This window comes from Cupriavidus sp. YAF13, from assembly GCF_052113425.1.
Lineage (GTDB): Bacteria > Pseudomonadota > Gammaproteobacteria > Burkholderiales > Burkholderiaceae > Cupriavidus.
On the sequence record NZ_JBFRDD010000067.1, the window covers coordinates 1 to 25,752 of the forward strand.

Genomic DNA, 25,752 nt, shown 5'->3' on the forward strand with positions numbered 1-25,752 from the left:
GTCATGGGACCCTTAACGAAATGGGCGATCAGGTCTTCGGGAATGGCCGGCAGTTCACGGTCTGCGGCTTGGCTGGTCTTCGTCTTGCGTGGCATACATGCTCCTTGGCGACATGTTATGCCCTAAACACAAAATTTCTGACAGGCCCGTTCCGTCGTGGGCGCGGTGGCACCGCCTTGATTGGCCCGAGACCTTCACCACCGCGCCCGCCCCACCACGAAACCATTGACGGTCGATGTATCGTGGTGGTCCGCACCGGTAACGGCAGATTGGCGAACGGGCAAGGATTCCGCTACCGTGGGCCGCACCACGAATCCCGGAAATTGGCAGCGTCGTAGCCCTTCAAACCGGCACCGGCAGATGCCAGCAGAACCGCTGGCCATACGACGAAACCAGCATCCCTAGCACCCGCGATTGCTCTGCACCCGGCAGGGTCGGCTTTCTTCTCGTTAGTCTTCTTTGCCGACGCAAAGAAGAGTGACCGGCAGCCCCCGCAGGGGGATGTCGTATGGCACTTGGGTGCAAACGCCATCGCCGATGAAATAAACAGCGACCAACCCCGCAGAGCGACGTCGTAACGGTTTTTGCGGTACTAGACGCCAACGCCAATCAAATCCAGAAAGCAAGAAAGCCAGCCGATAAGGCTGGCTTTCTTGTTTGCCGCGAGGCTATCCAGTTCACCCCTGAGCAATCCTCTGCTCAATATGCGCCAGCGCCTCCTCCACCTGATCCACCAAAATCAAGCAAAGATCCCCTGGCTGCAAATGCGACAACGCAGTATCGATAGCAAGGAACTCCCCACGGATCTCTTCCACCGCGCTGGCGCGCTTTGCGCCCTGCAGGCCTTCGCGCAGCAGGGCCAGCACTTCGCCGTCCTCGCGTCCGCGCTGGCACTGGTCCTGGTACAGGATCACTTCGTCGAACACATCGCCAAGGATCTCCGTCTGGCGGCGGATATCGACGTCGCGGCGGTCGCCGGCGCCGCTGATCACCACCGAGCGGCGCTTGGCCGGCATGCCTTCGATGGCGTTGCACAGCGCCTGGATCGCATCCGGGTTGTGGCCGTAGTCGGCGATCAGTGTCGCGCCCTTGTAGTCGAACACGTTGAAGCGGCCAGGGGCGGTGGCTGCATCGTTGACGAAGGTCGCCAGGCTGCGGCGGATCACTTCCCAGTCGATGCCCAGTGCCCAAGCCGCTGCGGTGGCTGACATGGCGTTCTCGACCTGGAAGCCGATCGAGCCGCCGCGCGTCAGCGGAATGCTCGACAGCGCGATGCGCACCTGGTTCTCGCCTTCAGCGGCCACGATATGGCCATCCTCGACGTACACCACGCGCTTGCCCTGCGCGCAGTGCGTGGCCATCACGGGGTTGTTGAGGTCGGCCGCGAAGAACGTCACGGCGCCCGGGCAGGCGTCGGCCATGCGTACCACCATGGGGTCCGCGGCATTGAGCACGGCCATGCCGTGCGGCGCCACGTTCTGCACGATGACGCTTTTCAGCACGGCGAGGTCTTCCACGGTGCTGATGTAGGACAGCCCGAGGTGATCGCCTTCGCCCACATTGGTGACTACCGCCACGTCGCAGCGGTCGAAGGCCAGGCCTTCGCGCAGCAGGCCGCCGCGCGCGGTCTCGAACACGGCGGCGTCCACGTCGGGGTGCATCAGCACATTGCGAGCGCTGCGCGGGCCGCTGCAGTCGCCGGTATCGATGCGCTCGCCCTTGACGTAGACACCGTCGGTGCCGGTCATGCCGATGCGCAGGCCGCTGCCGGCCAGCAGGTGGGCAATCAGGCGGACCGTGGTGGTCTTGCCGTTGGTGCCGGAGACCGCCACCACGGGAATGCGGCCATCGTCGCCGTCGCCGAACATCGTGGAGATGATGGCCTCGCCCACCGCACGGCCCTTGCCGTAGGAGGGTTGAAGGTGCATGCGCAGGCCCGGCGCCGCATTGACTTCGACGATGCCGCCGGCTTGTTCCTCGAACGGCTTGAGCACGGTCTCGCAGACCGCGTCGACGCCGCAGATGTCCAGGCCAACCATGCGCGCGGCCGCCACGGCGCGGGCTGCCATGTCGGGGTGCACATCGTCGGTGACGTCCGTTGCGCTGCCGCCGGTGGACAGGTTGGCGTTATTGCGCAGCACCACGCGGGTGCCCTTGGGCGGCACCGCATCCGCGGTGAGATGCTGCTTGGCCAGCGTGGCCAGCGCGATATCGTCAAAGCGGATCTTGGTCAGCGAGGTGGCGTGTCCCTCGCCGCGGCGCGGGTCGCGATTCACTTCCTCGACCAGTTGGCGCACGGTGTGCTTGCCATCGCCGGTGACCTGGGGCGGATCGCGGCGGGCTGCGGCGACCAGGTGGTTGCCCACCACCAGCAGGCGGAAATCGTGGCCGGGAATATAGCGCTCGACGATCACGTCGGAGCTGATCTCGGCGGCGACTTCATAGGCGGCGATGACTTCCTCGCGGGTGCGGATGCGCACCGCCACGCCCTTGCCCTGGTTGCCGTCGCGCGGCTTGACCACCACCGGCGCATCGATTTCCTGCGCGGCGGCCCAGGCTTCGTCGGGGTCCGAGACGGAGCGGCCCATCGGCACCGGCACGCCGGCGGCGTGCAGCAGTTTCTTGGTGAGCTCCTTGTCCTGCGCGATCGATTCCGAGACCGCGCTGGTCATGTCGGTTTCGGCCGCCTGGATGCGGCGTTGCTTGCTGCCCCAGCCGAACTGGACCATGCTGCCTTGCGTCAGGCGGCGATACGGAATGCCGCGTGCCACGCCCGCGTAGACGATGGAGCCGGTGCTCGGCCCCAGGCGCACGTCTTCGTCGAGCTCGCGCAGGCGATGCAGCGCATCGGCCAGGTCGAACGGCATGTCGTCGCGCGCGGCGCGGCACAGCGCGGCGGCCAGTTCCAGCGCCAGCCTGCCGACTTCTTCCTCGCTGTACTGCACTACCACCTGGTAGGTGCCGGGTTCGACGGTGGGTGCGGTGCGGCTGAAGCTGACCGGGCAGCCGGCCTCTGCTTGCAGGCGCATGGCCGCGCATTCGAGCGCGTGCGCCAGCGACACCACGCCTTCGTTGTCATCGGGCCGCAGCGGGCCGACCTCGGGAAAGCGCGCGCGCAGGCGCTCTTCAAAACCGGGCAGCTGTGCCAGCGTGTGGGCCTCGTCGGAGCATGAGACGATGGCTTCGATGGCGGTGTGGCGGCACCACAGGTTAGGGCCGCGCAGGGCCCGGATACGTGAGACTTCCATGAAATCAGTTTCCTTGCGGATCAGGCGCGGCGGCCCGGTTGGCCCATCCACTGGTGCACCAGGTCGATCGTCGGCAGGGTCGTCGCCTCATCGCATTGCAGGACCAGCAGGTCGCCTGCCACCACTTGCGCGAGCGCGGCCTCGATCGCCTGGCGGCGCGAGCCCTCGTCGATGATCTTGGTCACGCGGCGGCCTTCGTACAGGCCCTGCTTGAGCAGTGCGCGTGCCTCGGCGTCCGGCAACGCGCGCTTGACCGAGGTGTCTTCGCACAGGAAGACGCGGTCGAACGCGGCGCCCAGCACCTTGCCTTGCTTGACCATGTCTTCGTCGCGGCGCGGCGCGCCTGCGCCGTACACCACCACGCGGCGCTCGCTCGGGAAGCGTTCCAGCGATGCCACCAGCGCTTCCAGCGCGGGTGCATTGTGGGCATCGTCGATCACCACGATGGCACCGTTGCGCTCGAACAGCGTGAAGCGTCCGGGCACATCCACCTGGCCCACATCGAATGTCACCACGCCAGCACGGATCAGGTCGTTGGAGATGCCCAGCGCCCAGCCGGTGGCCACAGCCGCCAGCACGTTCTCGACCTGGAAGGCCACGCGGCCCGCATAGGTGAGGGGGATCGCGGCTACATCTGCCAGCGGCACCTCGCGGCTGCCGGTGGCGAGCACCACCTTGCCGTCGCGCACATAGACCGCACGGCGCCCCGCCGCGCGATGCGCGGCAATGGCGGGCAGGTCAGCCGTCATGCCGAAGAAGATCACGTCGCCATCGCACAGCTCCGCCATCTCCACGACCAGCGGGTCGCGCGCGTTGAGCACCGCCACGCCGCCGTCCAGCACCACGTCGACTTGCGTGCGCAGCACGTTGTACATCTTCTCGACTTCCTCGACGTAATACTGGCCAAGGTGGTCGGGCACATCGATATTGGTCACCACGCCGACCTGGCAACGGTCATAGGCGAGTCCTTCGGACAGGATGGCGCCGCTGTCGTTCTCGAGCACGGCGGCATCCACCGCGCGGTTCATCAGGATGCGGCGGGCCGCGTCCCAATTGGCGCGGTCGCCGCCCTGCACCTGGCGGCGGTCCAGGTAGAGGCCGTCGCTGCAAGCCAGGCCGGTGTGCTTGCCCGAGAGCTGCAGCAGGCGCGCGACCAGCTTGGCCACCACGGTCTTGCCGTTGGTGCCGGTGATGCCGACCACGGGGATGCGGCCGTTGTCGTCGCCTTCGCCAGCCGGGAACAGGTGATCCACCACGGCACGGCCCACCGGACGGGCTTCGCCGTTGGAGGGCTTCAGGTGCATCAGCAGGCCGGGGCCGGCATTGACCTCGACAATGGCGCCGCGCTGCTCGGCGAGCGGCCGCGAAATATCTTGCGCCACCAGGTCGACGCCGGCGATGTCCAGGCCCACGATGCGGGCGGCGAGCGAGGCATGGGCGGCCACGCTCGGGTGCACGCGGTCGGTAACGTCGAAGGCCACGTTGCCGTTGCGCTGGATCAGCACATGCTTGCCCTCGGGCGGCACGGACGTGGCGTCGAAGCCCTGGCGCTTGAGTTCCAGGCGGGCGGCCGAATCCAGCCGCACCTTGTTGAGCGGGTGGTCTTCGGTGCTGCCGCGGCGCGGGTCGGAATTGATCTGCGACTCGATCAGCTCGTCGATGGTCGACTTGCCGTCGCCGGTCACGCTGGCGGTCTCGCCCATGGCGGCGGCCACCAGGCGGCCGCCCACCACCAGCAGGCGGTGTTCGTTGCCCAGCACAAAGCGCTCGACGATGACGCCGCTGCCTTCATCGATGGCGACGCCGTAGGCGGTCTCGACTTCTTCGCGCGTGGTCAGGTTGGTGAACACGCCGCGGCCATGGTTGCCGTCATAGGGCTTGACCACCACCGGCAGGCCGATGTCTTCGGCGGCGTCCCAGGCGTCGGCGGCACTCACCACCAGCCGGCCTTCGGGCACGGGCACGCCGCAGGATTCCAGCAGGCTCTTGGTCAGGTCCTTGTCGCGCGAGATGCTCTCGGCGATGGCGGCGGTGCGGTCGGTCTCGGCGGTCCAGATGCGGCGCTGGCGGCTGCCATAGCCGAGTTGCACCAGGTTGCCCTCGGACAGGCGCAGCGCCGGGATGTCGCGGTCGTCGGCTGCGTCGACGATGCAGGCTGTGCTCGGACCCAGGCAGTGCTTGTCCACCAGGCGTCGCAGGTGATCCACCGTCTCCTGGACGTCGTAGGGACGGTCCTCGATGGCGGCCATCACCAGGTCGCGGGCGGCGAACAGGGCGGCACGGGTGACATCCTCGTGCCAGGCCCGCACGATCACCTTGTAGACACCCCGGATCGGGGTCTCGCGCGCCTTGCCGAAGCCACCGGGCATGCCGGCGAGGTTCTGCAGCTCAAGCGTGACGTGTTCCAGGATGTGGCCAGGCCACGTGCCTTCCTTGAGCCGCTGCAGGAAGCCGCCGCGCTCGCCGATGCTGCAGCGATGCTCGACCAGCGAGGGCAGCCATGCCGACAGGCGCTCGTAGAACCCCGGAATCGTGTTGGAGGGAAAATCCTCCAGTTCCCCGATATCGACCCACGCCTCCAGCACAGGCCGATATGTCCACATATTCGGGCCGCGCAGCGACATGACATCGAAAATCTCAATGTCCTTCTTTTTCATTGATTTAGCTTGAGGCAGTGGGCGAGTGCCCGAGAAATAGAAGCCTAACCTTTCAGTAACGTTACAACGGTCAGCCGGTTGACTTTCTTGATTAAAAAGCGATTGTGCAATGCATCAGGGACGCCCGTGTGTTTGGCCTTATGTATACTGCGGGCAAATCGGCGGGCCGCCAGGGCGCGCCCGCGCTAAATTGTTTCAAGTTATGTCCATAGCCCAAGGACGCAGCATGCCGTACCAACGATGACCCAACCTTCCTTGCCCGTGATTGACAGCGACGCCCAGAACGAGCCGTGGCGTAACGAACTCGGCACCCGCCTGCAACCTGGCGAAGCCGTGCTTGCCTGGCTCGAAGTCGACCTTGATGCAAAGCTGCATTTTACCCAAGGCTGGGTACTTGTGACGGATCGTCGCTTGCTGGCGCGCATGCCGGGGCAAAAAGACTGGCAGGAATGGGCGATCCAGCCCGGATTATCGCTGCATCACGCCGATCATGCGGGAGTCGGCACGCTGGAGTTGCAAGACAGCAGGCGATTGCTGGCCAGTTGGCGCTACACGCTGGGCCACAACCCGGCCGCGCTGCGCCTGATCGACCAGTTTCACGCGCAGCGCGACCTGTCGGCCTCGGGCCGGGCGGGGCAGCTGGATCTGGATGCCGAAGCGGTCTGCCCGACCTGCAAGGCCCCGCTGCCCCCGGACGACGACCAATGCCCGCAATGCAGCCGTGACCTGGAAACGCCGCCGTCGACCTGGGCGCTATTGCGCCTGTGGCGGTTTGCCCGGCCGTACCGCTTCCAGTTGCTGGCTGGTTTCCTGCTGACGCTGCTGTCCACCGCCGCGACGCTGGTGCCGCCGTACCTGACCATGCCGTTGATGGACAACGTGCTGATTCCCTACCAGAACGGGCTGCCCATCGATTACGACCGGGTCAAGCTGTACCTGGCCGGCCTGCTGGGCGCGGCGCTGGTGGCGTGGAGCCTCGGCTGGGCTCGCACCTATCTGCTGGCGCGGGTGTCCGAGCGCATCGGCGCGGACCTGCGCACCACCACCTACGAGCACCTGCTAAGGTTGTCGCTGGAGTACTTTGGCGGCAAGCGCACGGGCGACCTGATGGCCCGCATCGGCTCGGAAAGCGATCGCATCTGCGTGTTTCTGTCGCTACATCTGCTGGATTTCGCCACCGACGTGCTGATGATCGTCATGACGGCGGCCATCCTGATTTCGATCAACCCGTGGCTGGCGCTGGTGACCCTGGTGCCGCTGCCCTTTATCGCGTGGATGATCCACCTGGTGCGCGACCGGCTGCGCCACGGCTTCGAGAAGATCGACCGGATCTGGTCGGAGATCACCAACGTGCTGGCCGATACCATTCCGGGCATCCGCGTGGTCAAGGCCTTCGCGCAGGAAAAGCGTGAAGTGGAGCGCTTCCGCGAAGCCAATCGGCACAACTTGGCCATCAATGACCGCGTCAACGCGGTGTGGTCGCTGTTCACCCCGACCGTCACGCTGCTGACCGAGATCGGCTTGCTGGTGGTGTGGATCTTCGGCATCTGGCAGGTCTCGCACAACGCGATCACGGTCGGCGTGCTGGTGGCCTTCCTTACCTATATCAGCCGCTTCTATACACGCCTGGATTCGATGAGCCGCATCGTCTCGGTCACGCAGAAGGCGGCCGCCGGCGCCAAGCGCATCTTCGATATCCTCGATCACGTCTCGAGCGTGCCGGAACCCACGCGGCCGGTGCACCTGGAGCGTGTGGAGGGCGCCATCGAGCTGCGCGACCTGGGCTTCCGCTACGGCAACCGTGCCGTGATCCGCGGGCTTAACCTGTCGATCGCACCGGGCGAGATGATTGGCCTGGTGGGACACAGCGGGTCTGGCAAGAGCACGCTGGTCAACCTGATCTGCCGCTTCTACGATGTCTCCGAAGGCGCGATCCGGCTGGATGGCGTCGATATCCGCTCGCTGCCGGTATCGGAGTTCCGCAGCCATATCGGGCTGGTGCTGCAGGAGCCGTTCCTGTTTTTCGGCACGATCGCCGAGAACATCGCCTACGGCAAGCCGGGTGCCTCGCGCGAAGAGATCATCGCCGCGGCGCGTGCCGCCCATGCGCACGAGTTCATCCTGCGCCTGCCGCACGGCTACGACTCTCTCGTGGGCGAGCGCGGGCAAGCGCTGTCCGGCGGCGAGCGCCAGCGTATCTCCATCGCTCGCGCGCTGCTGATCAATCCGCGCATCCTGATCATGGACGAGGCCACCTCGTCGGTGGATACGACGACGGAGAAGGAAATCCAGAAGGCGCTGGACAACCTGGTGCAAGGCCGCACCACCATCGCGATCGCCCACCGCCTGTCCACGCTGCGCAAGGCGGACCGCCTGGTGGTAATGGATCGCGGACAGATCGTGGAAGTTGGCAACCACGATGAGTTGCTGGCGCGCGAAGGCGCTTATTACAAGCTCTACCAGGCGCAGGCCCGCAATGTCGATGCCGAGGCGGATCTCGCCTCAGCCGATGCGGTCAACGTGCAATAAGGATGGGAGCACACATGCAGCAAGTCGATTTCAAGCTCTCCCGCAATGCCCTTGGCCGCCTGGTGATGACCACGTCGGATGGCGTTGTGCATGATGGCGTCGTTCCCGTGCGCGCCTTCCCCATCGCCGCGCCCGACGATGGCGTCGGCCTCGTCAGCGCCGATGGCCGCGAGCTGGCCTGGCTGCCCCGGCTGGATACCTTGCCCGCCCCAGTGCGCGAGATGATCGAGGCCGAGCTGGCCAGCCGTGAATTCATGCCGGAGATCCGCCGCATCCGTTCGGTGTCGACCTACGCCACCCCCAGCACCTGGGAGGTGGAGACGGATCGCGGCCTCACATCGCTGGTGCTGCGTGGCGAGGAAGACATCCGCCGCCTCGCCGGCTCCACACTGCTGATCTCCGACAGCCACGGCATCCACTACCTGGTGCGCAACCTGGCCAGCCTGGACAAGGGCAGCCGCAAGATCCTCGATCGCTTTCTCTAGGCTGCGCTTCAGAGCTTGCCGGTGAAGATCACCCCGACCTGGCGGTCGGGGCGCATCGCAAACAGGTAGATCTGGCCGGGCGTGGGCAAGCTATGCGTGGTGGTGGGGTCGTAGTAGGCGATGCCGGTCATGGGGGTGTTCGCGTAGCGGCAGCTCGGCCCAATCAGCTGCAAGGCGACGTTGTAGACCTTGCCCTGGCGCCGTGGCGTGGCGGTCCCGGTAAAGCTGCAGCCCGAGCCGCTGCCGTCGAGCGTGAAGTTGCCGCTGGCGTCGATGGTCAGCCTTACAGCACCCGCTGTGATCCCGGTCGTGTCGACGACGTTCGACGTTCCGTAGTAAGTCCCCTTCAGGCCGTCGGTGGCCGCGATGAAGTTGTAGTCGGTGCTGTAGGTTGCATTGACGACCGCGCTCTTGCCGTTACGGTAGGTGACCTGCGCCTGGATCGACTTGCCCGGCACGTAGGCCGCCATCAGGTTCGCTGCGGTCAGGCTGTAGCCCGCCGCTTCCTGATTGAAATCCAGCCCGTTGTTATTGGTGGTGAGCGCGCCGCTGCCCGAACTGTAGTTGCCGGTCAGGACCCCGGTCGATACGTCCGGTATGCCCGCCATCGCGTAGAAGGCGTAATAGACGTTCTCGTCCAGGACCAGGATGTTGAAGCGCTCGTTGGCGGCAGAAGTGCCGATGTAGAAGCCAGAGCCAAGCGCGATGGTGTCGGGTGCCGCGGGGATCACTGGGGTCGTTGGGGTCGTCGGGGCCGCGGGTGTCGTGGGTGTGGCGGTGGGAGGGGTGCGCACAATCGCAAGTCCGTCACTGTTGTCGCCCGATCCGCCACAGCCCGTGAGGGCCAGCGCAATGCTTGCAGCCCCAATCAGTTTCTTCATTTGTACTTTGCCTGTTCCGATGCGCATGGGCGCCTCTGGCGCCGCTTTTCGGTTGCCGAAAAAATCTCGACTGTAACAGATGATTACAAATTGCTGATGACCCTGCGCCTGGCGACCGGGCTGAGCGTGTTCGCGCGCGCAAAAAAAAGACGCCCACACAGGACTGGGCGGGCGCTGGAGGGCAACTCCGGACGTGAAGCATGAAGGCCCGCGTCGGGAAGTCTGCCTCCGCAGAGGCAGCTTATGTACATGATGCAGGCTTGGGGGTGTTATGTGAATCGGACAAATCTTAATTCGGTGGAAATTGCCTGCCTTTCCAGCAATTTTTTTTGGTAGTGGGGGGCTTTGCGCCGCCCTCATTATCAAAGCCGGAAAAAAGAAAACCCCGAGGATGCTTATCCTCGGGGTTTCGGTAGTCCCGGAAGTAACCGGGCCTGAATATTGGTGGAGCCGGCGGGAATCGAACCCGCGTCCGCAAGCCCTCCACAGAGAGTTCTACATACTTAGTCCTGCCATTTGATTTAACCGGTGCATCGCGGACGGACACGCTCTACAACGGCGAGTCACTAAATTTTCGTCCCTAGGTCCGTGACAAACTCAGGGCTTATCTGGCGTTAATGACCTCGCGTAGTCTTGCGACTCTAGCCCGCCAGCGAGCCAGTGCGAGGACGGCCGCAATTAAGCGGCCAGTGCGTAACGTTCGTCGTTAGCAGTTATTGCATTCCCATTGATTAACGAGGTGACGGGTCCTCGGTATGCCCTCCACTGCTTTGTAACCCACGTCGAAACCAGGTCGGCCCCTGCGTGAACTGTGTGAACAGTGTCAAGAAGACAGATTGTACCCCGTTGGCGGCTCCAGGTGTAAATGCCTGCCGTGCCGCCTCGCGCGTCAGCGCCGTGCGCCGGGGGCCAGCAGCGCGATCAGCTCGCTGGGATGGCGCACCAGGTAGTCGGCGCCCCATGCCTCGGGCGGTTCGCCATCGCCGCAGTAGCCGTAGGCAGCGGTGATGGTGATCATGCCGGCAGCCTTGCCGGCCTGGATATCGCGCACGTCATCGCCAACGTACACGCAGCGCCCGGGCGCCACGCCGCTGACTTCGGCGGCATGCAGCAGCGGCGCGGGATGGGGCTTGGCATGCGCCGTGGTGTCGCCGCTAACCACGGCCGAGGCGCGCGGCGCCAGCCCGATGGCGGCGACCAGCGGCGCGGTGAAGCGCGTGATCTTGTTGGTGACGATACCCCACCGGATGCCGGCGGTTTCCAGCGCGTCCAGCACCTCGGCCATGCCGTCGAACAGGCGAGTATGCACTGCGATGTCGGCCTCGTAGTAATCGAGGAAGGTGTCGCGCAGGGCGGGGAACTCAGGGTCGGCCGGGCTCTTGCCGAAGGCGGCGCCAATCAGGCCGCGCGCGCCGTGCGAGGCCACCGGGCGGAGTTTCTCGTAGTCCACGGGCGGCCGGCCATGCTCGGTGACGAGCCGGTTCGCGGCTGCGGCCAGGTCGGGGGCGGTGTCGGCGAGCGTGCCGTCGAGATCAAAGAAGACTGCGTCGTAGGTGCGCATGTTCAGGCGGGCCGGCGAAATGCCATCATATAGTTCACATCGGTGTCCCGGCCCAGCGAGTAGACCTGGGTCAGCGGGTTGTAGGTCATGCCGCGCATCTCGACCAGCTCGAGTCCGGTGTTGCGGGCGTAGCGGGCAAGTTCGGACGGCGTGATGAACTTGTCGTAGTCATGCGTGCCGCGCGGCAGCATCTTGAGCACGTATTCGGCGCCGACCACGGCCAGCAGATAGGCCTTGAGGTTGCGGTTGATCGTGGAGCAGAACACATGGCCGCCCGGGCGTACCAGCGTGGCACAGGCGCGCAGGATCGATTGCGGGTCGGGCACGTGCTCCAGCATTTCCATGCAGGTCACCACATCGACGCTGGCGGGCATGCGCGCCGCCAGCGCTTCGGCGGCGATTTCTTCGTAGGTCACGGTCACGCCGGACTCCAGGCTGTGCAGGTCGGCGACCTTCAGTGCCTTGGTGGACAGGTCGATGCCGCGCACCGTGGCGCCGGTACGCGCCATGCTCTCCGCCAGGATGCCGCCGCCGCAGCCGATGTCGACCACGTCCTTGCCCTTGAGGCTGGCGATGCCGTCGATCCAGCCGAGCCGCAGGGGGTTGAGCTCGTGCAGCGGCTTGAACTCGCTTTCCGGATCCCACCAGCGATGGGCCAGCTCGCTGAACTTGTCGATTTCGCGCGCGTCGGCGTTCTTGCCGATCAAGGTGGTTTCAACGGTCGGATGGAGCGGGGAGGATATCTGCGTCATGGAGTTTGGCGCGCCACCAGGGCGGCAGCGTGAAGGCGGAGGGTATGCTGCGACTGTATCAAAAAAAAAGCCCAGCTTGCGCTGGGCTTTCTTTCATCGGAAAGGTTCCGATTAACGTGCGCTGCGGGTGCCGACCACTTCGACTTCCACGCGACGATTCGGCTGCTGGCAGGAGATTTGTGCCTTGCGATTGCCCTTGCACGACTTCGGGTCAACCTTCAGCTGACGCTTGCCCTTGCCTTCCGTGTAGACACGGTTGGCTTCCACGCCCTTGCTGACCAGATAGGCCTTGACGGCTTCAGCACGACGGATCGACAGGCGATCGTTGTACTTGTCCGAACCGAACGAGTCGGTGTGACCAACTGCGATAATCACTTCCAGGGTGATACCCGACAGCTTGGAGCTCAGGTCGTCCAGCTTGGCCTTGCCTTCCGGCTTCAGCACAGCCTTGTCGAAATCGAACAGGGTGTCAGCAGCGAAAGTGACCTTTTCGCTGGAAACAACCGGAGGAGCAACCGGTGCCACCGAGGGGGCAGCCGGAGCGACCGCCGGAGCCAGGGCGCCGTCGCACAGGGCGTTGGCGGTGGCCGGGGTCCACGAGCTGTCGCGCCAGCAGAGCTCGTTCGTGCCATTCTTCCACACGTACTCGCTCGTACCGTTGCCCCAGTTATCGTTCACAGCCTTCTTTTCGTAGGGGACGGACTGGGCTTGAGCGGATGCAGCCATTACTGCGGTAGCTGCAACGAGCGCGAGCTTGGCAAATTTTTTCATATTTCTCCTCTCAGGATGAGATCACCGCAGGGTTACTGCGAGCAAATGGACGGAAACTAGTCATACATTCTTCGGAGTATAACATTCTCGATGCGGTGTATGCTCCACTTCGAACAATGTCTGGCTCTTCGCTGGGGAATTGTGCCACAAGGGTCGTTTCCTAAGAAGTAAATATATTCGATTCCATCAATGGGTTTTAGGCCTGTGGTGTTTGTGCAACATGGCCCTTGCGATGCCCGCAAACCCTTGTYAGGCCGTGCTTGCAGGATTTTCGACTCGGCCTTGTGGGTGCTTTCCGGGCGCTGCCGAAGCCCCTGCCAAGGGGGGCGCCGCGGCTGCGGGAGAGGGCAGCCGCGCATGTTAGAATGTCACGTTGCCCACCTGTCAGACGCCGCTTCGGCGAATGGCGATTCACCTGGGTGCCTTCTGTTTAAATTCGCCGGATAACCCACGCCGCAATGGATCAATTCGCCAAAGAAACCCTTCCGGTCTCCCTCGAAGAGGAAATGCGCCGTTCCTATCTCGATTACGCCATGAGCGTGATCGTCGGGCGCGCGCTTCCCGATGTGCGGGATGGCTTGAAGCCGGTACACCGGCGTGTGCTCTATGCGATGCATGAGCTTAACAACGACTGGAACCGGCCATACAAGAAATCGGCCCGTATCGTAGGGGATGTGATTGGTAAGTATCACCCCCACGGCGACACTGCTGTATACGATACGATCGTGCGGATGGCGCAGAATTTCTCGCTGCGCTACATGCTGGTCGATGGCCAGGGTAACTTCGGTTCGGTGGACGGGGATAACGCGGCAGCCATGCGTTATACCGAAATCCGCCTGTCCAAGATTGCCCACGAGATGCTGCTCGATATCGATAAGGAAACTGTCGATTTCGGGCCGAATTATGACGGCTCCGAACATGAGCCGCTGATTCTGCCGGCACGCATTCCGAATCTGCTGATTAATGGTTCGTCGGGTATCGCAGTGGGTATGGCCACCAATATCCCGCCGCATAACCTTAACGAAGTGGTCGATGGCTGCCTGCATCTGCTGCGTAATCCGCAAGCTACGATTGACGAGCTGATCGAGCTGATTCCGGCGCCGGACTTCCCGACCGCCGGCATTATCTATGGCATCCAGGGCGTGCGCGAAGGCTACCGCACCGGACGCGGCCGCGTCGTCATGCGCGCCAAGACGCACTTCGAGGATATCGACCGTGGCCAGCGCCAGGCGATCATCGTCGACGAGCTGCCCTACCAGGTCAACAAGCGCACCCTGCTCGAGCGCATCGCCGAGCTGGTGACGGACAAGAAGGTCGAGGGCATCTCCGATATCCGCGACGAGTCCGACAAATCCGGCATGCGCGTGGTGATCGAGCTCAAGCGCAACGAAGTGCCGGAAGTCGTGCTTAACAATCTATATAAGCACACCCAGCTGCAGGACACCTTCGGCATGAACATGGTGGCGCTGGTCGATGGCCAGCCGCGCCTGCTGAACCTGCGCCAGATGCTGGATTGCTTCCTGTCGCACCGGCGCGAGGTCGTCACCCGCCGTACCGTGTTCGAGCTGCGCAAGGCGCGCGAGCGCGGCCACGTGCTGGAGGGCCTGGCGGTGGCTCTCGCCAACATCGATGAGTTCATTGCGATCATCAAGGCGGCGCCCACGCCCCCCATCGCCAAGCAAGGGCTGATGGCCAAGGCCTGGGATTCCAGCTTGGTGCGCGAAATGCTGGCACGCGCTGAAGGCGACACCGCGGGCGGCCGGGCGTCCTACCGCCCGGACGGCCTGCCGGCCATCTTCGGCATGCAAGCCGACGGGCTGTACCGCCTGTCCGACTCGCAAGCCCAGGAAATCCTGCAGATGCGCCTGCAGCGCCTCACGGGCCTGGAGCAGGACAAAATCGTCCAGGAATACCGCGATGTCATGGCGGTCATCTCCGACCTGCTCGACATCCTGTCGCGCCCGGAGCGCATCAGCACCATCATCACCGACGAGCTGACCGCCATCCGCGCCGAGTTCGGCGACCTGCGCCGCTCGCACATCGAGCTCAACGCGACCGAGCTCGATACCGAGGACCTGATCACCCCGCAGGACATGGTGGTGACCCTGTCGCACAGTGGCTATATGAAGAGCCAGCCGATTTCCGAGTACCGCGCACAAAAGCGCGGCGGCCGCGGCAAGCTGGCGACCACCACCAAGGAAGACGACTGGATCGACACGCTGTTCGTCGCCAACACGCACGACTACATCCTGTGCTTCTCGAACCGCGGCCGGCTGTACTGGCTGAAGGTGTACGAGGTGCCGCAGGGGTCTCGCAACTCGCGCGGCAGGCCGATCGTCAATATGTTCCCGCTGTCCGATGGCGAGAAGATCAACGTCATCCTGCCAGTGCGCCAGTTCGACGCCGAGCACTTCATCTTCATGAGCACCGCGCGCGGCACCGTCAAGAAGACGGCGCTGACCGAGTTCTCGAACCCGCGCAAGGCCGGCATCATCGCTGTCGACCTCGATGAGGGCGACTACCTGATCGGCGCTGCCGTCACCGACGGCCAGCACGACGTGATGCTGTTCTCGGATTCTGGCAAGGCCGTGCGCTTTGACGAAAACGACGTGCGTCCGATGGGCCGCCAGGCCCGCGGCGTGCGCGGCATGAATCTGGAAGAAAGCCAGACGGTGATCGCCATGCTGGTGGCCCCGGCCGAGACCAGCGAGCAGGCCGTCGCAGTGGGCAGTGTGCTGACCGCCACCGAAAACGGCTACGGCAAGCGCACCCCGATCGCCGAGTACACTCGACACGGTCGTGGCACCAAGGGCATGATTGCGATCCAGACGAGCGAGCGCAACGGCCGGGTAGTGGCTGCCGCGCTGGTGTCGCCGGAGGACGAGATCATGTTGATCACGACCGGCGGCGTGCTGATCCGTACACGTGTGTCTGAAATCCGCGAGATGGGGCGTGCCACGCAAGGCGTGACCCTGATCAACGTGGACGAGGGCACCAAGCTGTCCGGCCTGCAGCGAATCGTCGAAAGCGACGCCGACAACGGTGTGGCGGGCGACGAACTCGAAGAAGGGGCTGACGCGGTGGATGCGGCGGCTCCGGCTGCCGACGGTGAGCAGGCAGGTGCGCAGGACGGCACCGGTGCCGGCACGCCTGATACAGGGTCAAATTCGTAAGTTGTTGCAACATTGACCCGTTATCCGGAACTCGATTGCCGGCTGCGGGACTAAAACGGACATATTTACAAGGGAGTCACAATGCTCAAAACCTATCGACGTATCGCTGTTCTGGCTGCCTTCGTACCGGCCATGATGTTGGCCAACGCGGCGCATGCCCAGGACGCCGACAAGACCTCTGCCATCAAGGAACTGCTGACCGTGATGCAAGCCGACCAGGCCGTCAAGGGCCAGGCCGAGAACTGGCAGCAAGGCGCCAAGCAGGAAGCGCCCATGGTCCTGGAGCAGGTGCTGGTCGAGAACAAGACGCTCAACGACAAGCAAAAGCAGGCTGCTGTCGAGAAGCTCAAGAAGAATGGCGCGGTGCAGCGCATGGTCGATGGCGCCGGCACGGCGTTCACCACCGATGGCTTCAAGAGCGATGCCATGAAGGCCCACTACGACGCCTTCGGCAAGTACTACAGCGCCCAGGAAATCAAGGACCTGACCACGTTCCTGAAGTCGCCGACCGGGCAGAAGTTCATGGCTAACCAAGGCAAGGCGACCCAGGAAATCTGGGGCTCGATGATGCAAAAGTACGGCCCGCAAGTCGGCAAGTCGATGCGCGACGCCGCCGAGAAGGAAATCGCCGCCGCGGCGAAGTAATTCGCCGGCGGGCAGGCTGGGCGGGCGGGGCGCTGTCCTCGCCGCCCCAATCTGGCGCGGGTTTGATGGATAATGGCTGCTTGGGTAATACCGGCAGCCATTTTTCATTTCCATCCCGATCCATGAACGAACCCCAGAATCCAGCACTTGCCGCCATGATGCAGCGCGCCGTGGCAGAGCGTGTCTATAACTTCTCGCCCGGCCCGGCGGCCCTGCCGACCGAAGTGCTGCTGCAGGCAGCCGACGAGATGCTGTCATGGCACGGATCCGGCGTCTCGGTGATGGAAATGAGCCACCGCAGCCGCGAGTTCGAGAGCATCCAGGCCGAGGCGCTGGCCAATCTGCGCGAGCTGCTGCAGGTGCCGAAGAACTTCCGCATCTTGTTCCTGCAGGGCGGTGCCATCGGCGAGAACGGCATCGTGCCGCTGAACCTGATACGCCGCGTGGACGCGGATCGTCCCAAGGCGGATTTCGTCGTCACCGGCACCTGGTCAGTCAAGTCCGAGCAGGAAGCGCGCCGCTACGGCGAGGTGAATATCGCTGCCACCAGCACCGCGCAAAAGTTCGCCCGCATCCCGGATGTGGCTGACTGGAAGCTGTCGGACGATGCTGCCTACGTGCACCTGTGCACCAACGAAACCATCGTTGGCGTGGAGTTCCAGGACGTGCCCGACATCGGCCAGCACCGCGACGGCGGGCCGGTCGTGGTCGCCGACGTCTCCAGCCACATCCTGTCGCGCCCGGTTGACTGGTCGCGCGTGCAGGTAGCCTACGGCGGCGCGCAAAAGAACATCGGGCCGGCTGGCCTGACCATCGTGATCGTGCGCGAAGACCTGCTGGGCCATGCGCATCCCCTGTGCCCGTCCGCCTTCAACTGGCGCCTGGTGGCCGAGCATGACTCGATGTACAACACGCCGCCGACCTATTCGATCTATATCGCCGGGCTGGTCTTCAAGTGGCTCAAGGCGCAGGGTGGGGTAGGCGCCATCGAGCAACGCAATATCGCCAAGTCGCACGCGCTGTACGAGTTCCTCGACCAGAGCGCGTTCTACCGCAACGAGATCGATCCTGGCAGCCGCTCGCGCATGAACGTGCCGTTCTTCCTGGCCGACGAATCCCGCAACGACGCCTTCCTGGCAGGTGCGCGCGCCAATGGCCTGGTGCAGTTGAAGGGCCATAAGTCGGTCGGCGGCATGCGCGCCAGCCTCTACAACGCCATGCCGATCGAGGGCGTTGCCGCCCTGATCGAGTACATGCGCGAGTTCGAGCGGACCGCGGCCTGATCCTTTGTTCGCCGCGGCATCGTTTGGCGGTGCCGATTCGGTTTTTTTCCAGGGCCATTTCCACTGCCGTTGGCACTGCGCAATGGTGTGGCGTAGCGGATTCATACAATGACAAATCAAGACAAGCAAGGTGCGCAGGGGGAGGCGCTGCAGGACAATGGCGCGGCCGAAAAGGCGCTGGGCGTCGAGCTGACGCCGCTGCGCGAGCAGATCGACACGCTCGACCGCGAACTGCTGGCGATGCTGAACCGCCGCGCGCAACTCGCCCTCGATGTGGGCGAGGTCAAGAAGAAGTACGGCGCGCCGGTGTTCCGTCCCGAGCGCGAGCTGCAGGTCATTCGCAAGGTGCAGGGGGCCAACCCCGGCCCCCTGCTAGACGACAGCGTGGCGGCAATCTGGCGTGAAGTGATGTCGGCCTGCCGCGGGCTGGAGAAGCCGCTCGAGGTGGCCTTCCTCGGCCCGGCGGGCACCTTCTCCGAGCAGGCGCTGTACGCGCACTTTGGCCACGAAGTCAGCGGCGTACCCTGCCCCAGCATTGACGAGGTGTTCCGCGCGGTGGAAGCCGGTACTGTTGAGTACGGCGTGGTGCCGGTGGAGAATTCCACCGAGGGCGCGGTCTCGCGCACGCTGGACCTGTTCCTGCAGACCTCGCTGAAGATCAGTGGCGAGATCGCGCTGAAGGTGCACCACAACCTGATGGCGTCGTCGCCCGATATGAAGGGCGTGACCGTGGTGCGCGCGCACGCGCAGGCGCTGGCGCAGTGCCAGCACTGGCTCACGGCCAACTACCCGCACCTGGAGCGCCAGGCGGTGTCGAGCAATGCGGAAGCGGCACGCATGGCCAGCGAGGATCCCACTGTTGCGGCCATCGCCGGCGAGTCGGCGGCCAATCGCTACCACCTGCATCTGGTGCGCACGCACATCCAGGATGATCCGCACAACCGCACGCGCTTCGCCGTGATCGGCCGCTACGAGACCGAGCCCTCCGGCAGCGACCAGACCTCGATGATCCTCTCGGTGCCCAACAAGGCCGGCGCGGTCTACCAACTGCTTGCGCCGCTGGCCGACAACGGCGTGTCGATGTGCCGGTTCGAGTCGCGCCCCGCGCGCAGCGGCGCGTGGGAGTACTACTTCTACGTCGACGTCGAAGGCCACCAGAACGATGCTTCAGTGGCGCGTGCGCTGGAAGAGCTGCGCCGCAACGCGGCTTACTTCAAGGTGCTGGGCTCGTATCCGTCCAGCCGGTAACAGGATCGGCGATCCGCTAACAACGTCTCAGAGAAGGAATGAACATGGCAGAGCAGGGCAAGCAGTTCGGTCCCGAGTATGTGCGGGCGATTTCCCCGTACGTGGCTGGCAAGCCGATTTCCGAAGTGGCGCGCGAGTTTGGCCTGGACGAGTCCACCATCGTCAAGCTGGCGTCGAACGAGAATCCGCTCGGCATGCCCGAATCGGCCCGGACCGCCATCGCTGCCGCCGTGGCTGACCTGGGCCGTTATCCGGACGCAAATGGCTTCGCTTTGAAGGGCGCGCTGTCGGCCCGCTTCGACGTGCCGGCCGACTGGCTCACGTTGGGCAACGGCAGCAACGACATCCTGGAAATCGCGGCGCATGCGCTGGTCAAGCCGGGCGAGTCGATCGTCTATGCCGAGCACTCTTTCGCGGTGTACGCGCTGGCCACGCAGGAAGTCGGCGCACGCGCCCTCGAGGTCAGGGCGCACGACTACGGCCACGATCTCGACGCCATGGCCGCGGCCATCGCTCTGGACACGCGCCTGGTCTTTATCGCCAACCCCAACAACCCGACCGGCACCTTCCTGCCGGCCGCAGGGATCGAGGCCTTCCTGGCCAAGGTGCCGGCCGATGTCGTGGTGGTGCTGGACGAGGCCTACAACGAATACCTGGACGACGCGCAGCAGTACGATTCGATCGCGTGGGTCCGCAAGTATCCCAACCTGCTGGTATCTCGCACCTTCTCCAAGGCCTACGGCCTGGCCGGGCTGCGCATTGGCTACGCCGTGGCGCAGCCCGCGCTGACCGATCTGCTCAACCGCATCCGCCAGCCCTTCAATGTCAACAGCCTGGCCCAGGCAGCGGCAGTGGCGGCGCTGGGCGATGTGGCCTTCCTGCAGCGTAGCGCCGAGCTAAACCGTGCCGGCAAGGCGCAACTGGTGGCGGCGTTCGAGCGGCTCGGCCTGCAGTACGTGCCGTCCTCGGGCAATTTCGTGCTGGTGCGCGTGGGCCAGGACGATGGCGCCGGCGCGCGCGTCAACCTGGCGCTGCTCAAGCAGGGCGTGATCGTGCGGCCGGTGGGCAATTACAACCTGCCGCAATGGCTGCGCATCACTATCGGCCTGCCTGAGGAAAACGCGGCGTTTATCGTGGCGCTGGAAAAGGCCCTCAAGTAAGCGCTGCTGCAAGCAATGCCCCGGCCCTTCGCGGGCCGGCGCCATGCAAGCTTGCGCAAAGGCGCAATGCCGGCGCCGCCCCCCGGCGGAGAAGTTACAATATCGGATTCCCGAACTTCCTCGCCTGGCAGCGTATCCCCGTGACCGTTCCTGCGTCCGCTCCATTTTTTCCCCGTGTCGTCATTGTCGGCGTCGGCCTGATCGGCGGCTCGCTGGCACTCGCGCTCAAGCGCGCGGGTGCGGTCGGCACGGTGGTCGGCGTCGGCCGCTCGCAAGCTTCGCTCGAGCGTGCGCTCAAGCTGGGGGTGATCGACGAGGCGGCCACGCTGGAAGACGCCGCCAAGGGCGCCAGCATGATCGTGCTGTGCGCGCCGGTGGCGCAGACCTTTGCGCTGCTCCATGCACTTGAGCCGCATCTGGAGCCAGCTACGATCATCACGGATGCCGGCAGCACCAAGGCCGACGTCATCATGGCGGCCAAGACTGCGCTGGGCGACAAGGCGGCCCAGTTCGTGCCAGCCCATCCAATTGCCGGGCGCGAGCTGCATGGCGTGGAAGCGGCGCTGGACGATCTCTATGTTGGCAAGAAAGTCGTGCTGTGCCCGCTGCAGGAAAATTCCCGCATTGATGTAGTGGCCGTGCGCGCCATGTGGGAGACCGCGGGCGCCCAGTGCAGCGTGATGTCGGCCGTGCAGCACGATGCCGTATTTGCCGCCGTCAGCCATTTGCCGCACCTGCTGTCCTATGCGCTGGTGGCCCAGGTGGCCAATGCCGAAGACGCGGCGCTCAAGCTCGATTTCGCCGGCGGCGGCTTCCGGGATTTCACCCGGATCGCGGCGTCGTCGCCGGAGATGTGGCGCGATATCTGCGTTGGCAACCGCGAGGCGATGTTGAGCGAGCTCAACACCTACCAGGCCATGCTGGCGCATCTGAAGACCCTGATCGAAAACAGCAACGGCGAAGGCCTGGAGCGTATTTTCCAGCGCGCTAGCCAGGTGCGGCAGCAATGGGGCGCGCAGCGCGCGCCGGCTGTCAACGCCGAGCCCTGATCGCCGCGCAACCCGGCGCAACACGAACGCCACGTCACCAACGAAAGCGGTGCGCCTTTCATCGAAAGCTGCCCGCCAACTAGCATGCAAACCATGGAACATCTCACGCTCGGCCCCTTCACTCGCGCTTCTGGCACGGTTCGCCTGCCGGGTTCCAAGAGCATCTCGAACCGGGTCCTGTTGCTGGCGGCGCTGGCCGAGGGCGAGACCCGCGTGTGCGACCTGCTCGACTCGGACGACACGCGCGTGATGCTGCAGGCGCTGCGTACGCTGGGCGTGGAATGGCGCCATGAGGATGGCGCTTGCGTGGTGCGCGGCGTGGGCGGCAAATTCCCCAATAAGGCCGCCGAGCTGTTCATGGGCAATGCGGGCACGGCCATCCGCCCGCTGACCGCGGCACTGGCGCTGCAGGGCGGAAGCTACAAGCTGTCCGGCGTGCCGCGCATGCATGAGCGGCCGATCGGCGATCTGGTCGATGGTCTGCGCCAGATTGGCGCGAGCGTCGCCTACCTTGGCACCGAGGGCTATCCGCCCTTGCAGATTTCTCCCGCGCGGATTCGCATCGATGCGCCGATCCGCGTGCGCGGCGACGTGTCCAGCCAGTTCCTGACGGCGCTGCTGATGGCCTTGCCGCTGGCCGATGCGCCTGGCGACACCATCGAGATCGAAGTGGTGGGCGAGCTGATTTCCAAGCCCTACGTGGAGATCACGCTCAACCTGCTGGCGCGCTTTGGCATCGAGATCCGGCGCGAGGGCTGGTCACGCTTCATCCTGCCGGCTCGCGCGGCATACCGCTCGCCGGGCGAGATTTTTGTCGAGGGCGACGCGTCCTCGGCCTCCTACTTCCTGGCTGCGGGCGCCATCGGCGGCGGCCCGCTGCGGGTGGAGGGCGTGGGCATGGCCAGCATCCAGGGCGACGTCAAGTTTGCCGAGGCGCTTAACCGCATGGGCGCCAACGTGATGGCCGGCGCCAACTGGATCGAGGTCCGCGGCACCGAGCGCGACGATGGCCGCTTGCATGGCATCGAGCTGGACTGCAACCATATTCCGGACGCTGCCATGACCCTGGCGGTGGCGGCCCTGTTCGCCGAGGGGCCCACCACGCTGACCAATATCGCCAGCTGGCGGGTCAAGGAAACCGACCGCATCAGCGCCATGGCTACCGAGTTGCGCAAGCTGGGCGTCGAGGTGGAGGAGGGTGCGGATTACCTGAAGGTGACGCCGCCGGCCCAATCCGCCTGGCAGACCCCGGCCGCCGGCATCGATACTTACGATGACCACCGCATGGCAATGTGCTTTTCGCTGGCCGCGTTCGGTCCGCTGCCGGTGCGCATCAACGAGCCTGGCTGTGTTGCGAAGACGTTCCCGGATTACTTCGAGGTGTTCGGCACGGTGGCGCGCTGATCACGTGGCCAGTGGCAGGCCATTGCCGCCGCGCCCGGTTTGGGGCAAGGGCTCGTGCTTCGCCCCGGGTTCGCGCCGTTCCCAGTAGCGGTCGAAGAAGTAATGCGCCACAGTGTTGACTGCCGGCTCGATGAACGTCACGGCGCCGCTGACCGCCAGATTGCCGGTCAGCGCGTAAGTGACGCCAAAGGCGATGATAACGTGCATGATGCCGAACGACAGGGTCTTGGCCATGGTAGATTGCCTCGCGAAGATGTCGGTTGTTTGCTGTATGGGCCTGCGATTTTGTCGGGTGCCCGTCATGAACCCCATGCTAATGATTCTCAATTGATTTAAGAAATCAATATTTTGTTCTGTCTTAATAAACAATGACTATCGTCGACGTCATCACCATCGACGGGCCCACCGCATCGGGGAAGGGCACCGTAGCGCACAAGGTGGCCGACGCGCTCAGCTTCCATTTACTGGACAGCGGTGCGTTGTACCGCCTGGTGGCGCTCGCCAGCGAGCGTGCGGGCATCGACATGCAGGATGTGGAGGGGTTGGCCAGCCTGGCTACCCGCCTCGATGTGAAGTTCGGGCCCGACCGTGTCTGGCTGCGCGGCGAGGAGGTCAGCCTGGCCATCCGCGCGGAAGCCACCGGCAACCGTGCTTCTGCGATCGCCGTCCACCAGCCGGTGCGCGACGCCCTGACGGCGCTGCAGCGCGGTTTTCGCAAGCTGCCGGGCCTGGTTGCCGACGGCCGCGACATGGGCACCGTGATTTTCCCGGACGCCCGGCTGAAGGTGTTCCTGACGGCAAGTGTCGAGGCGCGCGCTCGCAGGCGCTATAAACAATTGATTGATAAGGGAATTTCTGCTAATATCGAAGACCTTTTGCGAGACCTTGAGTCGCGCGACCAGCGGGATCGCTCCCGCGCGGCCGCGCCGCTGCGTCCCGCAGAGGATGCGCACTTGCTCGATACCTCCGACATGACGGTGGATCAGGCGGTGGCGCAGGTGCTGCAATGGTATGGCGCGCCGGGTTCCTGACCCGCGCCAGTCCAGCCGCCGCAACACCGAAGTGCCGGCAGAGCCTGCAAGCGCAGATCCGCCGGTGTTGTTCAACCTGACCCCGCTGCCCGGTGCAGACTGAGCGCGATCCACGCGCCGGCCCGAGTACTGCGGATTGATACTCAAGTTTATGTCCGACCTGCAAACTAACGAATCCTTTGCCGCACTGTTCGAGGAATCCGTCGCCCGCTCCAATATGAAGGCTGGCGAAGTGATTTCCGCTGAAGTCGTGCGCATCGACCACAATTTCGTGGTCGTCAACGCCGGCCTCAAATCGGAAGCCTTTGTGCCGGTGGAGGAGTTCCTGAACGACCAGGGCGAACTCGAAGTGCAGGCCGGCGACTACGTCTCCGTGGCCATCGACGCGCTCGAGAACGGCTATGGCGACACCATCCTCTCCCGCGACAAGGCCAAGCGCCTGGCATCGTGGCTGAACCTCGAGAAGGCGCTGGAAGACGGCGAAATCATCTCGGGCACGGTCACGGGCAAGGTCAAGGGCGGCCTGACCGTCATGGTCAACGGCATCCGCGCGTTCCTGCCGGGCTCGCTGGTCGACGTGCGTCCGATCAAGGACACCACGCCGTACGAAGGCAAGACCCTGGAATTCAAGGTCATCAAGCTGGACCGCAAGCGCAACAACGTGGTGCTGTCGCGCCGCGCCGTTGTGGAAGCGACCCTGGGCGAAGAGCGCCAGAAGCTGATGGAAACCCTGAAGGAAGGCGCCATCGTCAACGGTATCGTCAAGAACATCACGGACTACGGCGCATTCGTGGACCTGGGTGGCATCGACGGCCTGCTGCACATCACCGACCTGGCATGGCGTCGTGTGCGTCACCCGAGCGAAGTGCTGTCGGTTGGCCAGGAAATCACCGCCAAGATCCTCAAGTTCGACCAAGAGAAGAACCGCGTCTCGCTGGGCGTGAAGCAACTGGGCGAAGATCCGTGGGTCGGCATCTCGCGTCGTTACCCGCAAAGCACCCGCCTGTTCGGCAAGGTGACCAACCTGACCGACTACGGCGCATTCGTTGAAATCGAAGCCGGCATCGAAGGCCTGGTCCACGTTTCCGAAATGGACTGGACCAACAAGAACGTCGCTCCGTCGAAGGTTGTCCAGCTGGGCGACGAAGTCGAAGTCATGGTCCTGGATATCGACGAAGACAAGCGTCGTATCAGCCTGGGCATGAAGCAATGCAAGGCCAATCCGTGGGACGATTTCAGCCGTAACCACAAGAAGGGCGACAAGCTGGGCGGCCAGATCAAGTCGATCACCGACTTCGGCGTGTTCATCGGCCTGCCCGGTGGCATCGACGGCCTGGTGCACCTGTCCGACCTGTCCTGGCAAGAAACCGGCGAAGAAGCCGTGCGCAAGTACAAGAAGGGCGACGAAGTGGAAGCCGTGGTTCTGGGCATCGACGTCGACAAGGAACGCATCTCGCTGGGTATCAAGCAGCTGTCGGGCGACCCGTTCAACAACTTCATCTCGGCTAACGACAAGGGTTCCCTGGTCAACGGCACGATCAAGACTGTTGATGCCAAGGGCGCTGTCGTGCAACTGGCTGATGACGTCGAAGGCTACCTGCGCGCATCCGAAATCTCGGCTGACCGCGTGGAAGATGCTCGCAACGTGCTGAAGGAAGGCGAACAAATCACCGCCCTGGTGGTGAACGTCGACCGCAAGTCGCGCAACATCAACCTGTCGATCAAGGCCAAGGACAACGTCGAGCAGCAAGAAGCCATGCAAAAGTTCGCTGCCGACACCGGCACGGCTGGCACGACCAACCTGGGCGCGCTGCTGAAGGCCAAGCTCGGCCAGGACAACCAGTAAGCATTGGTTCTTACGCCTGCTAGCGGATG

The 25,752-nt window shown here is 64.3% G+C and carries 18 protein-coding genes and 1 other RNA gene; 11 read left to right on the forward strand and 8 right to left on the reverse strand.

Features of this window, described 5'->3' with window-relative positions:
- Positions 1 to 677: 677 nt before the first annotated feature.
- Positions 678 to 3,248, reverse strand: a complete 2,571-nt coding sequence (gene cphA, locus AB4061_RS35035; RefSeq protein WP_441640744.1) for a cyanophycin synthetase — start codon at positions 3,246 to 3,248, stop codon at positions 678 to 680.
- A gap of 20 nt (positions 3,249 to 3,268) precedes the next feature.
- Positions 3,269 to 5,905 carry a cyanophycin synthetase gene (gene cphA, locus AB4061_RS35040; RefSeq protein ID WP_441640745.1) on the reverse strand — a complete coding sequence of 879 codons (2,637 nt, stop codon included), beginning with the start codon at positions 5,903 to 5,905 and terminating at the stop codon, positions 3,269 to 3,271.
- 240 nt (positions 5,906 to 6,145) lie between these two features.
- Between cphA (AB4061_RS35040) and AB4061_RS35045 the strand changes: the two genes are divergently transcribed.
- Entirely contained in the window at positions 6,146 to 8,434 is a 2,289-nt protein-coding gene (locus AB4061_RS35045; protein WP_441640746.1) for a cyanophycin metabolism-associated ABC transporter, read from the forward strand.
- A gap of 14 nt (positions 8,435 to 8,448) precedes the next feature.
- Positions 8,449 to 8,919 (forward strand): cyanophycin metabolism-associated DUF1854 family protein, encoded by a 471-nt coding sequence (locus AB4061_RS35050; RefSeq protein ID WP_441640747.1) that lies wholly within the window; start codon positions 8,449 to 8,451, stop codon positions 8,917 to 8,919.
- A gap of 8 nt (positions 8,920 to 8,927) precedes the next feature.
- On the opposite strand, the gene AB4061_RS35055 is transcribed toward AB4061_RS35050, so the two are convergent.
- The 5 genes from AB4061_RS35055 to ompA all read right to left on the reverse strand — a co-directional run bounded on the left by AB4061_RS35055 (position 8,928) and on the right by ompA (position 12,884).
- Positions 8,928 to 9,800 (reverse strand): hypothetical protein, encoded by an 873-nt coding sequence (locus AB4061_RS35055; RefSeq protein WP_441640748.1) that lies wholly within the window; start codon positions 9,798 to 9,800, stop codon positions 8,928 to 8,930.
- A 442-nt stretch (positions 9,801 to 10,242) separates the two neighbouring features.
- Positions 10,243 to 10,601, reverse strand: a transfer-messenger RNA (tmRNA) gene (gene ssrA / locus AB4061_RS35060).
- 88 nt (positions 10,602 to 10,689) lie between these two features.
- Entirely contained in the window at positions 10,690 to 11,361 is a 672-nt protein-coding gene (gene gph / locus AB4061_RS35065; protein WP_441640749.1) for a phosphoglycolate phosphatase, read from the reverse strand.
- A gap of 2 nt (positions 11,362 to 11,363) precedes the next feature.
- The gene (gene ubiG, locus AB4061_RS35070) at positions 11,364 to 12,113 is read right to left on the reverse strand and encodes a bifunctional 2-polyprenyl-6-hydroxyphenol methylase/3-demethylubiquinol 3-O-methyltransferase UbiG (RefSeq protein WP_441640750.1); all 750 of its coding nucleotides are present in this window, start codon (positions 12,111 to 12,113) and stop codon (positions 11,364 to 11,366) included.
- A gap of 111 nt (positions 12,114 to 12,224) precedes the next feature.
- Complete coding sequence (gene ompA / locus AB4061_RS35075) at positions 12,225 to 12,884, reverse strand: outer membrane protein OmpA (protein ID WP_441640751.1); 660 nt, start codon at positions 12,882 to 12,884, stop codon at positions 12,225 to 12,227.
- 458 nt (positions 12,885 to 13,342) lie between these two features.
- On the opposite strand from ompA, the gene gyrA reads away from it, so the two are divergent.
- From gyrA to aroA, 7 genes are all read left to right on the forward strand, one after another.
- Positions 13,343 to 16,057, forward strand: coding sequence for a DNA gyrase subunit A (gene gyrA, locus AB4061_RS35080; protein ID WP_441640752.1), 2,715 nt, complete (start codon positions 13,343 to 13,345; stop codon positions 16,055 to 16,057).
- Positions 16,058 to 16,138: 81 nt separating this feature from the next.
- A complete protein-coding gene (locus AB4061_RS35085) occupies positions 16,139 to 16,702 on the forward strand; it encodes a DUF2059 domain-containing protein (RefSeq protein ID WP_441640753.1) in 564 nt (187 codons plus the stop codon).
- A gap of 122 nt (positions 16,703 to 16,824) precedes the next feature.
- The gene (gene serC, locus AB4061_RS35090; RefSeq protein ID WP_441640754.1) at positions 16,825 to 17,985 is read left to right on the forward strand and encodes a 3-phosphoserine/phosphohydroxythreonine transaminase; all 1,161 of its coding nucleotides are present in this window, start codon (positions 16,825 to 16,827) and stop codon (positions 17,983 to 17,985) included.
- Between the two features lie 108 nt (positions 17,986 to 18,093).
- The gene (gene pheA / locus AB4061_RS35095; protein ID WP_441640755.1) at positions 18,094 to 19,233 is read left to right on the forward strand and encodes a prephenate dehydratase; all 1,140 of its coding nucleotides are present in this window, start codon (positions 18,094 to 18,096) and stop codon (positions 19,231 to 19,233) included.
- A gap of 44 nt (positions 19,234 to 19,277) precedes the next feature.
- Positions 19,278 to 20,393 carry a histidinol-phosphate transaminase gene (hisC, locus tag AB4061_RS35100; protein WP_441640771.1) on the forward strand — a complete coding sequence of 372 codons (1,116 nt, stop codon included), beginning with the start codon at positions 19,278 to 19,280 and terminating at the stop codon, positions 20,391 to 20,393.
- Positions 20,394 to 20,533: 140 nt separating this feature from the next.
- Positions 20,534 to 21,442 (forward strand): prephenate dehydrogenase, encoded by a 909-nt coding sequence (locus AB4061_RS35105; RefSeq protein ID WP_441640756.1) that lies wholly within the window; start codon positions 20,534 to 20,536, stop codon positions 21,440 to 21,442.
- Between the two features lie 93 nt (positions 21,443 to 21,535).
- Positions 21,536 to 22,846, forward strand: coding sequence for a 3-phosphoshikimate 1-carboxyvinyltransferase (gene aroA, locus AB4061_RS35110; RefSeq protein ID WP_441640757.1), 1,311 nt, complete (start codon positions 21,536 to 21,538; stop codon positions 22,844 to 22,846).
- Here the strand turns inward: aroA and AB4061_RS35115 are convergent, their stop codons facing one another.
- Positions 22,847 to 23,080, reverse strand: coding sequence for a DUF2061 domain-containing protein (locus AB4061_RS35115; protein ID WP_441640758.1), 234 nt, complete (start codon positions 23,078 to 23,080; stop codon positions 22,847 to 22,849). It lies immediately after the preceding gene.
- A gap of 134 nt (positions 23,081 to 23,214) precedes the next feature.
- On the opposite strand from AB4061_RS35115, the gene cmk reads away from it, so the two are divergent.
- A complete protein-coding gene (cmk, locus tag AB4061_RS35120; RefSeq protein WP_183032074.1) occupies positions 23,215 to 23,877 on the forward strand; it encodes a (d)CMP kinase in 663 nt (220 codons plus the stop codon).
- Between the two features lie 151 nt (positions 23,878 to 24,028).
- Positions 24,029 to 25,723 (forward strand): 30S ribosomal protein S1, encoded by a 1,695-nt coding sequence (gene rpsA / locus AB4061_RS35125; RefSeq protein WP_006158411.1) that lies wholly within the window; start codon positions 24,029 to 24,031, stop codon positions 25,721 to 25,723.
- Positions 25,724 to 25,752: the final 29 nt, after the last annotated feature.